General features: G+C 41.5%; 15 protein-coding genes. 5 read left to right on the forward strand and 10 right to left on the reverse strand.

Translation table 11 applies throughout. From position 1 onward, the window contains the following. Positions 1–51: 51 nt before the first annotated feature. The 10 genes from ACOOE0_RS10455 to ACOOE0_RS10500 all read right to left on the reverse strand — a co-directional run bounded on the left by ACOOE0_RS10455 (position 52) and on the right by ACOOE0_RS10500 (position 7,767). Positions 52–1,023: a GlxA family transcriptional regulator gene (locus tag ACOOE0_RS10455; protein WP_420398873.1), complete on the reverse strand. Its 972-nt coding sequence runs from the start codon at positions 1,021–1,023 to the stop codon at positions 52–54. A gap of 6 nt (positions 1,024–1,029) precedes the next feature. Next, entirely contained in the window at positions 1,030–1,254 is a 225-nt protein-coding gene (locus ACOOE0_RS10460) for a hypothetical protein (protein ID WP_420398874.1), read from the reverse strand. 8 nt (positions 1,255–1,262) lie between these two features. Further along, on the reverse strand, positions 1,263–1,562 hold the full coding sequence (locus ACOOE0_RS10465) for a helix-turn-helix domain-containing protein (RefSeq protein WP_420398875.1): 300 nt from the start codon (positions 1,560–1,562) through the stop codon (positions 1,263–1,265). A 4-nt stretch (positions 1,563–1,566) separates the two neighbouring features. After that, positions 1,567–1,902, reverse strand: coding sequence for a type II toxin-antitoxin system RelE/ParE family toxin (locus ACOOE0_RS10470; protein ID WP_420398876.1), 336 nt, complete (start codon positions 1,900–1,902; stop codon positions 1,567–1,569). Between the two features lie 99 nt (positions 1,903–2,001). Next, positions 2,002–2,769 (reverse strand): arylamine N-acetyltransferase family protein, encoded by a 768-nt coding sequence (locus ACOOE0_RS10475; protein ID WP_420398877.1) that lies wholly within the window; start codon positions 2,767–2,769, stop codon positions 2,002–2,004. 13 nt (positions 2,770–2,782) lie between these two features. Beyond that, positions 2,783–4,411, reverse strand: coding sequence for an L-glutamate gamma-semialdehyde dehydrogenase (gene pruA, locus ACOOE0_RS10480; protein WP_420398878.1), 1,629 nt, complete (start codon positions 4,409–4,411; stop codon positions 2,783–2,785). Between the two features lie 69 nt (positions 4,412–4,480). Further along, the gene (locus ACOOE0_RS10485) at positions 4,481–4,858 is read right to left on the reverse strand and encodes a four helix bundle protein (RefSeq protein ID WP_420398879.1); all 378 of its coding nucleotides are present in this window, start codon (positions 4,856–4,858) and stop codon (positions 4,481–4,483) included. A 61-nt stretch (positions 4,859–4,919) separates the two neighbouring features. Next, positions 4,920–5,306, reverse strand: coding sequence for a Co2+/Mg2+ efflux protein ApaG (gene apaG / locus ACOOE0_RS10490; RefSeq protein ID WP_138838430.1), 387 nt, complete (start codon positions 5,304–5,306; stop codon positions 4,920–4,922). Between the two features lie 4 nt (positions 5,307–5,310). Further along, positions 5,311–6,492: a DUF3667 domain-containing protein gene (locus tag ACOOE0_RS10495; protein WP_420398880.1), complete on the reverse strand. Its 1,182-nt coding sequence runs from the start codon at positions 6,490–6,492 to the stop codon at positions 5,311–5,313. 30 nt (positions 6,493–6,522) lie between these two features. Further along, positions 6,523–7,767 (reverse strand): DUF5103 domain-containing protein, encoded by a 1,245-nt coding sequence (locus tag ACOOE0_RS10500; protein WP_420398881.1) that lies wholly within the window; start codon positions 7,765–7,767, stop codon positions 6,523–6,525. A gap of 153 nt (positions 7,768–7,920) precedes the next feature. On the opposite strand from ACOOE0_RS10500, the gene ACOOE0_RS10505 reads away from it, so the two are divergent. From ACOOE0_RS10505 to nqrE, 5 genes are read left to right on the forward strand one after another with little or no spacing between them, the layout of a single operon-like run. Further along, complete coding sequence (locus tag ACOOE0_RS10505; RefSeq protein WP_420398882.1) at positions 7,921–9,273, forward strand: Na(+)-translocating NADH-quinone reductase subunit A; 1,353 nt, start codon at positions 7,921–7,923, stop codon at positions 9,271–9,273. A gap of 2 nt (positions 9,274–9,275) precedes the next feature. After that, a complete protein-coding gene (locus tag ACOOE0_RS10510; RefSeq protein ID WP_420398883.1) occupies positions 9,276–10,544 on the forward strand; it encodes an NADH:ubiquinone reductase (Na(+)-transporting) subunit B in 1,269 nt (422 codons plus the stop codon). Positions 10,545–10,546: 2 nt separating this feature from the next. Beyond that, complete coding sequence (locus ACOOE0_RS10515) at positions 10,547–11,296, forward strand: Na(+)-translocating NADH-quinone reductase subunit C (RefSeq protein WP_420398884.1); 750 nt, start codon at positions 10,547–10,549, stop codon at positions 11,294–11,296. A 1-nt stretch (position 11,297) separates the two neighbouring features. Beyond that, positions 11,298–11,945 (forward strand): NADH:ubiquinone reductase (Na(+)-transporting) subunit D, encoded by a 648-nt coding sequence (locus ACOOE0_RS10520; protein WP_138838421.1) that lies wholly within the window; start codon positions 11,298–11,300, stop codon positions 11,943–11,945. A 10-nt stretch (positions 11,946–11,955) separates the two neighbouring features. After that, positions 11,956–12,696, forward strand: a complete 741-nt coding sequence (gene nqrE / locus ACOOE0_RS10525) for an NADH:ubiquinone reductase (Na(+)-transporting) subunit E (RefSeq protein WP_420398885.1) — start codon at positions 11,956–11,958, stop codon at positions 12,694–12,696. Position 12,697: the final 1 nt, after the last annotated feature.

Consider the following 12,697-nt stretch of genomic DNA (forward strand, 5'->3'; position numbering starts at 1 on the left):
ATACCTATATAAGAACTAAAGAAAGGACAACTGGGCGCAGTATACGGACATTTATCCCTGCCATTCCGAAGGAAGGGAATGCGTATGTTTTTTTAGTAATGCCCTAAGCTGATTACTGCTCCGAAGACCACAAGCCAAGGATGTAGCACTCACTTTAGAGCCATCCGATAATAACTGAACAGCACGCTCCACCCGAAGCTTTTCCAAATAGCTTCCAACGGTAATTCCAGTGACTTTTTTGAACAAACGACTAAGATTTCGCGGACTCATGTGCACATGTGCTGCCAAGCTTTCCAAGTTGGTCTTTTTGGCCAAATTCTGGGCCAAATAATCCTGTACTTGGTGGATTCGGTTATCCAAATGGTTTCTATACTGAAGAAATACACTCAATTGGGGGTCACTGTCCGTTCTACGCAGGTAAATGACCACTGCTTTGGCAATTTTGGTGGCAAACACCGGCCCAAATAGTTCTTCCAAGATAAAAAGAGCCAAATCTATTCCGGATGACACGCCGGCACTGGAATATAAATTCCCATCTTTTACGATCAATCGATCAACAAGTAGTTTGGATTGTGGAAACCGTTTTTGAAAATCCTCCAAATACTTCCAATGGGTGGTGCAATTCTTGCCGTTGAAAAGTCCAGCATAAGCCACAATATACGCTCCCGTACAAACCGAGCATATTTGAGCCCCAGTTCCATATTGATTTTTTAACCAAAGGATGAATTCTTGGTTTTTGGCCGCATAGCCCGGCTCTGCAAAAATCCATCCTTCCAATCCAGGAATAAAAAGAAGGTCATTTGGTCCCAATTCATATGCATCATAGGGTTGTAGTTTACCTAAGGACACCCCAGCACAAGTCACCTCTTCCAGCGTGGATGACATGCTTAAAAAATGGTTTTGAATATTGGCTCCATACAAAGTGGCCTCGTAAAATAGGTGGGCGGGGCCTGCAAAATCCAGTAGTTGCACTTCTGGAGGAATAAGGAAAAAGGCTCTGTATTTGGGGTTGTTTGTATTCACAAGGAGCTATTTTCCTCGTTGCTTCTCAATTTCGAGCAATTCAATGGCCTTGCTTAGTTCGCTTTGGAGTTCATCGTACCCAATAACTCTTCCAATCCCTGAAAGTTCCAAGAAGTGAAATCTCAATTGTTGATACAAGGACTCTTTAATCTGGTTTTTAATCTGGACTACCTCCTCGGTTTGAGGCATGCCTTCCAACTGCTTGTAGGTTTTTAATAATTCTGCGTTCATATGTTTGGTTATAAAAATGTCAATCCTATTCTTCGGCCAAGACCTTGTTCAAAAATCCGGATAAGCGTGGAAAGTTGAATGTTGCCCTTGGCATTTTCCAATTTGGATATATAGCTCTTTTTAGTGCCTGCCCGCTCTGCAAGCTGTTCCTGTGTGAGGTTGGCCTGCTTTCTGGCCTCCTTCAACATTTCACTGATAATGAACATTTGGGCACCTTCTTCATACTTGTTGCGATTTTCGGTGCCTATTTTCCCATGCTCATGCTCAATGAGTTCCTCAAAAGTTCGTATGTTCTTGTATGCATCCATGAGGTTATTGTTTGCTTTCAAAATATCTTTTCATCAGCCTATTGGCCTTTTCTAATTCCGTTTTAGGAGTTTTCTGCGTCTTTTTTTGGAAACCATTGAAGAGAATTATCAGCTTTCCTTCGTCAAAATAACAGAAGATTCTGTAGATGTTGGAATGATATTCTATTCTAATCTCGTACAATCCCCCAGTACCAGCAATATGTTTGAGGAACTTTTGAGGGACACGCTCAACCTGTTTGATCAATTCCAAGACGTATTGAATCTTTCCCCTCACTTTGGAATCCTGTTTGCGATAGAAGTCGATAAAGTGATTTTCAAAAAATACAATCTGTCTTGCCACTGTATAAAGTTATCTTAAAAGATAACAATTTGCAAGTTCAAAAGAAATCAATAAAAAAAGTGCCATCACTCCTAAAGGAAAAAGGCTCTGTATGTGGTGTCAGTTTGCACTATTCAAATCTATGTCAAAATACTTTTTCAGGTATTCCTCGAACTGATTTTCATGAAACTGAATTTCTTCAGTATCTGACCCTTTTGTGACTTTTAAACTATTGTTATTGAGTGTGATACGACCTTTTTCAGTACTTATGGAGATTACCTTTTTTCTTGTAAAATGGGAATCGGGGCTGGTTTGATGATAGTTGCACATGCCCTCAAATTCATCCAAACTCCTGGGTTTGGGATTGAAAATATACTGAGGTACCCGATTTCCATTGGATAGCTCACTAACCTTTATGTAAGCGAGATCCGTTTCGTATGAATCTAGAACAAAAGTGCCGTAGAGATCGTGTTGGGGGACATTTAGGTTTATGGTCAGTGGTTCCAGGGTAAATTTTCCGAAACCTACATCTACCAGGTACTTTATATCATCTAGGGTTACCAAAAGAGCCATGTGATCATATTCTGGACTATAAACGCCATTTTTATCATGGACCCTGGCAGAAACCCTATGAACATCAAACCCAATTGCATGGAGAAGCTCATAAAAAAGGCCATTCAGCTCATAACAAAAACCACCACGATTTTGGAGCACTATCTTTTTAAAGAAAAATGCTGTCTCTAAAGTGATCGGGACATTGTAATGAATATCTAGATTTTCAAAAGGCACACTGAGTAAGTGTGCCTTCTGAAGTCCAAACAAAGTTTGTTTGTCGGTTCCAACGCTAGCTGTATAGTTGATTCTATTCAAATAGGCTGAAACGTCCATAAGTTTACTCGTGTTACCCTAAAAAAGGATATCTGTAATCCTCGGGGGTTACAAAAGTTTCCTTGATCAATCTTGGAGAAACCCAACGCAATAAGTTCTGTGCAGAACCAGCTTTGTCATTGGTTCCCGAAGCTCTTGCACCGCCAAATGGTTGTTGTCCTACAACGGCCCCAGTTGGTTTGTCATTGATGTAGAAGTTTCCTGCGCAATTTTGCAATGCCTTGGTCGCTTCGTCAATGGCATAACGATCTGTGGATAATACCGCTCCTGTCAATGCATACTCCGAGGTACTGTCTACCAACTTCAAAGTTTCACTCCAATCCGCATCCTTATAAATGTATATGGTCACAACAGGGCCAAATAGCTCTGTGCACATGGTTGTATATTTTGGGTCTTGGGTCAAGATAACCGTGGGTTCCACAAAATATCCGTTGGATTTATCATATCCACCACCGGCAATGATCTCGGCATCTTTATCCGCTTTGGCTTGATCGATGTATTTGGCCAGCTTGTCAAATGAACCTTCATGAATCACAGCGGTGATAAAATTGCTCATATCTGCGGGTGAACCTGGCTTGTTGAAGGATGCTATATCGGTTTTTACCAATTCCAATATCTCATTGGCTGTAGATTTTGGGAGATACACCCTGGACGCAGCACTACATTTTTGACCCTGGAATTCAAAAGCGCCCCTTATGATTGCGGTAGCTACTTGTTCCGGTTTGGCCGTTGGGTGTGCCAATATAAAGTCTTTTCCACCAGTTTCCCCAACTATTCTTGGGTAGGTTTTATAGGTATGAATATTATTCCCAATTTGTTTCCACAATTCCTTGAAAACAAAAGTGGAACCTGTAAAATGGAGTCCAGAAAAATCTGGGTTGGAAAGTACGGTTTCTGTAACCATAATGGGGTCTCCCATTACCATATTTATAACCCCATCCGGAAGCCCGGCCTCCTTGAATACATCCATGATTACCTTGGCAGAGAACACTTGACTGTCGCTAGGTTTCCAAAGCACAACATTTCCCATCATGGCAGCACTGGCTGGCAGGTTACCTGCAATGGCCGTAAAATTGAAGGGGGTAATGGCATATACAAATCCTTCCAAAGGCCTATATTCAACGCGGTTCCAGATACCATCTGCAGACTCTGGCTGCTCCGCATAAATTTGAGACATGTATTCCACATTGAAACGCAGGAAATCGATGAACTCGCAGGCAGCATCAATCTCCGCCTGATGGATGGTTTTGGATTGTGCCATCATGGTGGCCGCATTGATTTTTGCACGATAAGGTCCAGCAACCAAATCGGCCGCTTTCAAGAAAATGGCAGCACGTTGCTCCCAAGTCAAGTTGGCCCATTTTTCTCTGGCTTCCAAACCGTTGGAGATGGCTTGCTCCACATGTTTTTTATCGGCAATGTGGTAATGGCCCACAACGTGTGCGTGCTCATGTGGTGGAGACATGGTTTGGGTGTTTCCGGTCCTTATTTCTTCGGCACCTATATATAAGGGAACATCAACGTTTCCGCTATAATAGGCATCATACTGTTGTAGCACTTCCTCTCTTTCCGGAGTGCCTGGAGCATAACTTTTTATAGGTTCGTTATATGCTGTTGGAACCTGAAAAAAACCTTTTCCCATAGTGGTATTTTTACGATTTAAAAATTCCACCAAAGGTAGTAAAAGAATAGATGATTATTGGATTATAAATTATTGATTGTTGGATTGCAAGTTGAGGTATTTGATATACCCATTTAAAGAGTAAATGGCCTGGGATATAAGAATCATTCCCTGTTGGATTTCCTGTTTCGTCACTTTATTTTCATCCATACAAATAATTAAATCTTCTTTGATTTCGAACAAAGAACCCCTACTTATTCTACAAAATTGAATGTTCTCTTTATAATGGAATCTTCCGAAACCTTCTGCAATGTTTCTAGTGGTGGAACGTGCTGCTCTTCTAAGATTTTGGACTAAATCGTAATCCTTTTTGTCAATTTTGGCCTTAAGGAACGAATCAACCCATATTCTGACCTTTCTGCACTTTTGCCAACACTCCAATTGTTCAAAGGAAGTATAGCTTGGCATTATCAATAAGATTTGGGAACATAGAAAAGAAATAATTAATAATCGATAATGTGCAATTTAATTAATTGATCGCAAAAGGAGCGGAAAATTTGAAGGTAGGTATCTCCACCTCAAATTCTTCCGTAGAAGTGAAATTTACCATGTGATAATACCCGCGCATGGCACCAATAGGGGACGCCAAAAGACAACCGGAACTATAGGTGTGGGACTTACCGGGCTTAATGACGGGTTTTTTACCTACGACCCCTTCACCATCCACAGTCTCCATTTCCTTTAAGGCATCAAAAATGTCCCAGTGCCTAGCCGTAAGCTGCACGGTATCCTGACTTTGATTTTCAATCGTAATGGTATATCCAAAGGCGTAGTGCATTTTATAGTTCTTAAAAAATGTGCCTTCGAAGGTGGTTTGCACCGATACTTTAATTCCTTTGGTAATCTGAGTAAACATAATTCTAATATGTAAAGACGCTTCCTGTCAACAAACCTAACAACACAAACAGTGCCAAAAAGGCAAAAATAGTGTTCAGAAAAACGTATTTAATAATTGTCTTTATCCTTCCTTGGCCGTAGAACCGTCTCATGGCTTTGTACAGGTAAAATCCGAAAATCAGCAAAAAGATTCCTGCACTGGCCGTATTGAAAATAGTATCAATTATTAGGCTAAGGATGAGCAAGATAAATAATAATGACTGGTTGTGAAAACTAAAGATCAGATGATCGGTGTAGGTGTATTTTTTTCTGATGTATGCCATCCAAATGAAGACAGTGAACAGGGGAAGGAAAAAGAATATTACGAACGGCAGCTTTGCTATGGTGTTGTTTAAGTAGGTGCCTGGCTGCTCAATTGCTTTCAATGAACTCTTGGATCCATTGAAGGCCATTTTGTTTTTCCATGTATGTTTGGCACCAAATTTATTTTGCGCATCCTCAAAGGTTCTTACAGAGTCTTTTCGCAAATACGTAAAGAAGAATACCATTCTTTCCACAAAACTGCCTGAATCTCCACTTTGGAGTTCTTGAAAGTACTTTCTTGGATTGGCTCGCATTAAAGAATCTTTTCTGGCTTCTTCTTTTATCTCTTGATTTATGAGATACCCCAATGAGTCCATATTTTGCATTCCTGGAATTGGGATTCTTTCCAAATTTCTAAGGGAGTCCAGATGCCCTAGCGCTTCTTCGGTTTGCTTTTTTACATCCGAACTATCCGATTCCTTGTAAGCATAACTTATGGGGCTTGTTTTTTGAAATTTGTTTTTCAGGTCAAGGTCATCCAAGTTGGAAAAATTGTTGTCATAGGAGAACAGCAGAAGATAAAGAAAGGCCAAGCTCAAAAGAAATCTAAAGGGATTGGTGTAGGTAATTCGCTTCCCGTTGACATAATCTTTGGTGATGGTGCCAGGTTTTAGCAACATCGCATAAAGAGTTTTGATCAGTTTGGAATCGTAATTGATCAAACTGGAGAAAAATTCATCCCAAAAATCCCTTAGAACCAACTTTTTGGTGCTATTGGCTTGTGAACAATTTGGGCAGTATTTATCACTGATGTCAAGGGGGTGTCCGCAGTTTAAGCATTTGTTGCCCCTAAATTTCAGCTCATACCGGCCTTTGGAAATTAAGCTTGGTTTGTTTCCCATTTCCTGATGGAGGTTATGGGCTAAAGATAATTAATTGCTGATTGTTCTGGAATTTACAGAGCCTATTCCTATGATGCTGTCGTGCATGTCACCAAAATCCCGATAATAGACCAAAATGAGGTAATTGTTTTCCGTGAAATGAAAGTTGCCTCCCACATAGTTAAGGTCCACAACTCCATCCTCCCGTTCCACCACATATTTATAATTGTAAAATCCTTGCTTTATGGGTAGGGTTAGTTCCATTTTTCCATTATCGGAGTTGAAGGTCATCAAATTTTCCTCTTCCAAGGCATAGTTGTTGAACTTCCCGAAGACGTAGACCTTGTCCAAACCAATGTCATTGGAGTAGGGTAGGCTAAAATGGACTTTGGAGTATTCCGCCTCCCTGGAAACATCATCACCCTGAAGCGTGCGGATCACAAAATCCCCATTGATATCCGGGAAATAGGTGTACGGCAGATCATGCCTGAATTCGTTGGTGAAAAGATAATGGTGGTACAGATCTTTAAATTCTACCTTGGAAATAGCAAAAGTGGGAGATCGTAAATCTTTGGTGTCAAAATTCAAAAATTCGTTGCCCCCATAAAAACTTGTTTCCTGGTCGTATTTATAAACCAACTCAGTTCCCAGGGTAAATTGTGGTTGAATATTGTAAATCGCCGTGGGCCAAAAATGATTTTGGATTATGGCAACCTTGACCTCCTTTTTGGGATTGACAACTGGGAATCCAGCGGTGTTGATACGAAACTGAACTACTTGTTTGGTATTCAAAAACTGGAAATCCCGGGAACGTTTTATGGTGCCCCCAACCCTAACTAAATCCTTGTAAACCAGAAACCTGCGGGAAAATTGGAGTTCCCCGTACATATTGTAAATCTCAAGAAGGTAGTTGCCACTTACTTTGAGCCCAACGTTTTGGTTGGGTATGGTAAGTCTATAATTGGAATAGGGTTGTAGGGTGTTATAACTGTTCTCGTAATCAATAATGCGTTGGTTGTCGGTTCCGTTGAGGTATTGCGATTTTAGCAATTGCGAAGGTGTCCAGTCGTAATCACAGTGTACGATCTTGTAGTAGTAATCTTGTTCGCTGGCTGTGAGGTCGTCAAACTCCAATGTCATTTTTTCACCAAGCTGAATAACAGGGAATTGATCCTCCGTTGGGCCTATAAAGACAACCGATTTTATGTGGGAGGGTGGATTTACTTCTTCTTGCACCTGTGCAAAAACTCCGGTAACAAAAAAACAACAGCACAATTGTTTAATCAATAAGCGCATATTAGGCCCAAATTTTGGGTAAAGGTAAACAAAAAGTGTGCCTAGCAAATTTAGCTCGATGTAATCCCATTTTTATGGTCAATTATTATGAAAACTATCCTTTTAATGCTAAATTTGCCTGCGATTTTTCATAACACTAAGGTCTACAACAATATGTCTAAAGACATCCGGATTAAGAAAGGGTTGGACATCAACCTTGTCGGGGCAGCAGAACAGACTACTTCCAAAGCCGTTTTAAGCAACGTTTACGCCCTAAACCTAGATGATTTTCACGGAATAACCCCTAAGATGCATATCAAGCAAGGTGCTGAGATCAAAGCAGGGGAACCTCTTTTCTACAACAAGAACAAGGAGGAAATGCAATTTGTCTCTCCAGTTAGTGGGGAATTGGTAGAAATTGTCCGTGGAGCAAGGAGAAGGATTTTGAGCCTAAAGATTCTGGCTGACAAAACCCAGGAATTCGTAAAGCATAAACCGTTGGATTTTGCGGGTGCCGATGCAGAAACCATCAAGGCATTTTTGTTGCAATCGGGTGCTTGGCCTTTTGTGAAGCAGCGCCCATATGATATCATTGCCGACCCAGATGCTACACCCAAAGCCATTTTTATATCAGGATATACCACAGCGCCCTTGGCGGCAGAGGCAGACTATGTTTTAGCAGGTAAGGAAGAACAGCTTCAAGCGGCCATTGCGGCCTTGGGGAAATTGACCCCTGGAAAGATTCATGTTTCCGTAGGAAAATCTGGGAATTCTCCGTTGGCCCAACTGGATGGGGTGAGCGTTCATAAAATCTCCGGCCCACACCCAGCTGGTCTTGTTGGGACACAAATCAATAAGATTGATCCAATTAATAAAGGAGAAGTGGTTTGGACGGTATCCCCTCAGGATTTGATTATCATTGGGGAATTGTTATTGACTGGAAAATTCAATGCAGAGCGAACCGTGGCATTGGCCGGTTCCATCATAAAGGCGCCTAAATACTACACCACTAAAATAGGAGCAGAGATTTCGACCTTCTTATACGCAAGTGGGGTGAATCAAGATAAATACAGGCTGATCAACGGAGATGTGTTGACAGGATCTAAAACCCATCCGGAAGGCCACCTTGGTTTTTACAATAACACCGTTACGGCCATCCCTGAAGGCGATGACTATGAATTCTTTGGATGGAACAAACCCGTATTCAATAAAGTATCTACAACAAGGGCGTTGACCTTCTCTTGGATGCAGCCCAAAAAGAAATACGACCTCAATACCAATACCAATGGAGAGCATAGAGCTTTTGTGGTAACTGGGCAGTATGAAGAAGTTTTTCCAATGGATATCTATCCCCTACAGCTTTTAAAAGCTTGTATGGTAAAGGATTTGGATGAAATGGAGCAATTGGGATTGTACGAGGTAGCCCCTGAAGATTTTGCCTTGACGGAGTTCATCTGTATCTCCAAACAACCGCACCAGCAAATTATTAGGGAAGGATTGGATTTATTACATCAAGAAATCGGATAAAAATGGGATTGAAAGAAAAATTACATACGTTCAGAGTAAAAAATCAGGATAAAAAGTGGTTTCCTGTTTTTAGCGGATTTCACACGTTCTTGTTCACACCAAATGAAATCACACATCATGGAACCCACGTAAAAGGTGCGGACGACTTAAAACGTACCATGAATACGGTGGTGATGTCGCTTATCCCTTGTTTGATTTTTGGGATGTTCAATACAGGATACCAACATTACTTGGCCCTTGGGGAGATTGATGCCGTTACAGGTGGCTTTTTTGGTTCAGGTTTTTGGACCTGGGACAACTTCATTTTGGGATTCTGGAAAATATTGCCCTTGGTTGTGGTCTCCTATGTAGTGGGACTTACTGTTGAATTCATTTTCTGCGTTATCAAAGGGCACGAAATTGAGGAAGGTTATTTGGTTACCGGTATGTTGGTGCCATTGATCGTTCCTGTGGACTTACCCCTTTGGATGTTGGCCGTTGCCGTTGTTTTTGGTGTGGTCATTGGGAAAGAAGTTTTTGGAGGTACCGGAATGAATATTTTGAATCCGGCCTTGACCATCAGAGCCTTCTTGTTCTTTGCCTATCCAACCTGGATGAGTGGGGATAAGGTTTGGGTGCATGGTGCCGTGGACAGCGCTGGTACTGCGGATGCGATTTCTGGGGAAACCGTACTTGGATTCCTGGCGCAGGGCAATACCACGGATTTATCCCAGAAATACGATTTAGCGGATATGTTCTTCGGATTTATTCCCGGTTCGGTTGGTGAAACATCCACTTTGCTCATTCTTTTGGGCGGATTGTTCCTGGTATTCTCAAAAATAGCCTCTTGGAGGATTATGTTGAGTGCTGTAATAGGTTCCTTGGCAATGGGATTGATTTTCAATGGAATAGTTGCTGCGGAGTGGATTCCGGAATACAGCAAGTTCTATAGTTTGATGAGCTTTGAATACTGGCAACATCTGTTGGTAGGAGGTCTGGCCTTTGGTATTGTATTTATGGCAACAGATCCGGTTACTGGTTCACAGACCAACAGGGGAAAATGGATTTATGGATTCCTCATTGGATTTATGTCTGTTATGATTCGGGTTTTCAACCCTGGATATCCAGAAGGCGTTTTCTTGGCCATCCTATTAATGAACGTATTTGCTCCTACCATTGATCACTATGTGGTAAGAGGAAACGTCAAGAGAAGATTGAAAAGATTGAAGAACGCAACCATTTATCCCAAAGTATCAGGAGAGGTTGAAGCATTAAAAACGGAAACAGTTTAATTATGGCAATCAATACAGAAAAAAACACCTATACTGTAATTTTTGCTGCCGTAATGGTGGTCGTTGTGGGATCCCTGTTGGCATTTTTGGCCTCAGGTCTGCGCCCTAGGATAGATGAGAACGAACGCTTTGAAAAGCAGCAGAACATCCTGTATGCCATGGGTGTCAACCAAAATGAAGGCGAAGGAAGCGTGAATTTCATTCCAACTAATATTGTGGAGGATGAGTTTTCCAAATACATCAAACAACAATTGGTGGTTGTGGGTTCAGAGGCCAAGGAGAAGGAGGAATCCTATCTTATAGATATGAAGAAGCAGCTCAACATCATAAAAAATGGTGATGAAGCTGAATTGCCTTTGTTCATTGGTGAAAAAGACGGAAAACAATATTACATCATCCCCATGTACGGTAAAGGACTTTGGGATGCTATTTGGGGCTTTATTTCCTTGGACGAAAATATGGTGGTGCAAGGTGTGGTTTTCGACCATAAAGGTGAAACACCTGGATTGGGAGCCAATATTAAGCTTCGCTATTTCATGGACGACTTTGTGGGTGAGTCTGTTTTGGACGGAAACCGATACGCGGGTATTTCCGTGGTCAAAGGAAACAACGACCCCCTGAACAATGATAAAGAGGATAATGAAGTGGATGCACTGGCCGGAGCTACCATTACAGGTAACGGCGTAACTGCAATGATCAAGGAGACCTTGAAATTGTACAAACCTTATTTAGAAACAATTAGAACCAAGTAATATGGCGCTACTTTCAAAAAAAGATGCAAATCTAATTTTAGACCCTTTGGCGGATAACAACCCCATCACCATTCAGGTATTGGGTATATGTTCCGCATTGGCAATTACGGCAGAGTTGAAAGCGTCTGTGGTGATGGCCATCTCCGTACTGTTTGTACTGGGGGTAGGAAACGTGGTCATCTCTTTGCTCAGAAACATAATCCCGTCCAAAATCAGGATTATAGTACAGTTGATTGTTGTGGCCACCTTGGTAATCGTAGTGGATCAAGTGCTGAAGGCTTTCGCTTATGAACTGAGCAAGACTTTGGCTGTATTTGTGGGATTGATCATTACCAACTGTATTATCATGGGTCGTTTTGAGGCCTTTGCTCTGGGTAACGGACCTTGGAAGTCTTTTCTGGATGGAATAGGAAATGCTTTGGGATATGGTGTAATACTGATCATTGTTGGGTTTTTCCGCGAATTATTGGGTTCAGGAACGCTTTTCGGGATTCCAGTATTGGGAGATCCCATTGCAAAAACGGGATTGTATGCCACAGGTTATGAAAACAACGGATTCATGATCATACCACCTGCTGCATTGATTGTGGTTGGAATTATTATCTGGGTACAACGTTCCAGAAACAAAGCATTAATTGAAGAAGCATAAATAGGATAACATGTTAGAGCATTTAGAACTTTTTTTTAAGTCAATCTTCATAGATAATATGGTGTTTGCGGTCTTTTTGGGAATGTGTTCCTATTTGGCCGTATCCAAAAAAGTATCCACCGCGGTAGGATTGGGTGCAGCGGTCATCTTTGTATTGGCTGTAACTGTTCCCCTGAACTGGCTGTTGGATCAGTATTTGCTTCGCGATGGGGCATTGGTTTGGTTGGGCCCCGAGTATGCGGACTACAACTTGAGCTTTTTGTCATTCATCCTCTTTATTGCTACCATCGCAACCATGGTGCAATTGGTAGAGATCGTAGTGGAAAAGTTTTCACCGGCCCTGTATAACTCCTTAGGTATTTTCTTGCCTTTGATTGCGGTAAACTGTGCCATCTTGGGTGGTTCCCTTTTTATGCAGGCCAGAGAGATTCCAAGCTTGGGATTGGCCTTCAATTATGGGGTTAGTTCAGGAATAGGTTGGTTCTTGGCTATTTTGGCCATTGCCGCTATCCGTGAGAAAATCAGATATTCCAATGTACCTGCGCCCCTACGTGGTCTGGGTATTACCTTTATCATTACAGGATTGATGGGCATTGGATTCCAAAGCTTTGGTGGCATGTTGACTGGGGATAACGAAGCTCCGGAACCAACGGAAAATACCACCGTTGAAAGTGTTGAAGAAAAAGAAATTGAAAAAGAGATTGAAAACGAAGAAAAAGCAGTCTCCTATAACGACGTTGTAAACAAATAAA

Source organism: Flagellimonas sp., assembly GCF_965215805.1.
Lineage (GTDB): Bacteria > Bacteroidota > Bacteroidia > Flavobacteriales > Flavobacteriaceae > Flagellimonas.

Bases quoted from the DNA above. Each gene is read 5' to 3' on its own strand.
- ACOOE0_RS10515 (WP_420398884.1), top strand. From the start codon at position 10,547: ATGGCAATCAATACAGAAAAAAACACCTATACTGTAATTTTTGCTGCC.
- ACOOE0_RS10485 (WP_420398879.1), bottom strand. From the start codon at position 4,858: ATGCCAAGCTATACTTCCTTTGAACAATTGGAGTGTTGGCAAAAGTGC.
- nqrE (WP_420398885.1), top strand. From the start codon at position 11,956: ATGTTAGAGCATTTAGAACTTTTTTTTAAGTCAATCTTCATAGATAAT.
- ACOOE0_RS10475 (WP_420398877.1), bottom strand. From the start codon at position 2,769: ATGGACGTTTCAGCCTATTTGAATAGAATCAACTATACAGCTAGCGTT.
- ACOOE0_RS10510 (WP_420398883.1), top strand. From the start codon at position 9,276: ATGGGATTGAAAGAAAAATTACATACGTTCAGAGTAAAAAATCAGGAT.
- apaG (WP_138838430.1), bottom strand. From the start codon at position 5,306: ATGTTTACTCAGATTACCAAAGGAATTAAAGTATCGGTGCAAACCACC.
- ACOOE0_RS10465 (WP_420398875.1), bottom strand. From the start codon at position 1,562: ATGGATGCATACAAGAACATACGAACTTTTGAGGAACTCATTGAGCAT.
- ACOOE0_RS10500 (WP_420398881.1), bottom strand. From the start codon at position 7,767: ATGCGCTTATTGATTAAACAATTGTGCTGTTGTTTTTTTGTTACCGGA.
- ACOOE0_RS10505 (WP_420398882.1), top strand. From the start codon at position 7,921: ATGTCTAAAGACATCCGGATTAAGAAAGGGTTGGACATCAACCTTGTC.
- ACOOE0_RS10460 (WP_420398874.1), bottom strand. From the start codon at position 1,254: ATGAACGCAGAATTATTAAAAACCTACAAGCAGTTGGAAGGCATGCCT.
- pruA (WP_420398878.1), bottom strand. From the start codon at position 4,411: ATGGGAAAAGGTTTTTTTCAGGTTCCAACAGCATATAACGAACCTATA.
- ACOOE0_RS10520 (WP_138838421.1), top strand. From the start codon at position 11,298: ATGGCGCTACTTTCAAAAAAAGATGCAAATCTAATTTTAGACCCTTTG.
- ACOOE0_RS10495 (WP_420398880.1), bottom strand. From the start codon at position 6,492: ATGGGAAACAAACCAAGCTTAATTTCCAAAGGCCGGTATGAGCTGAAA.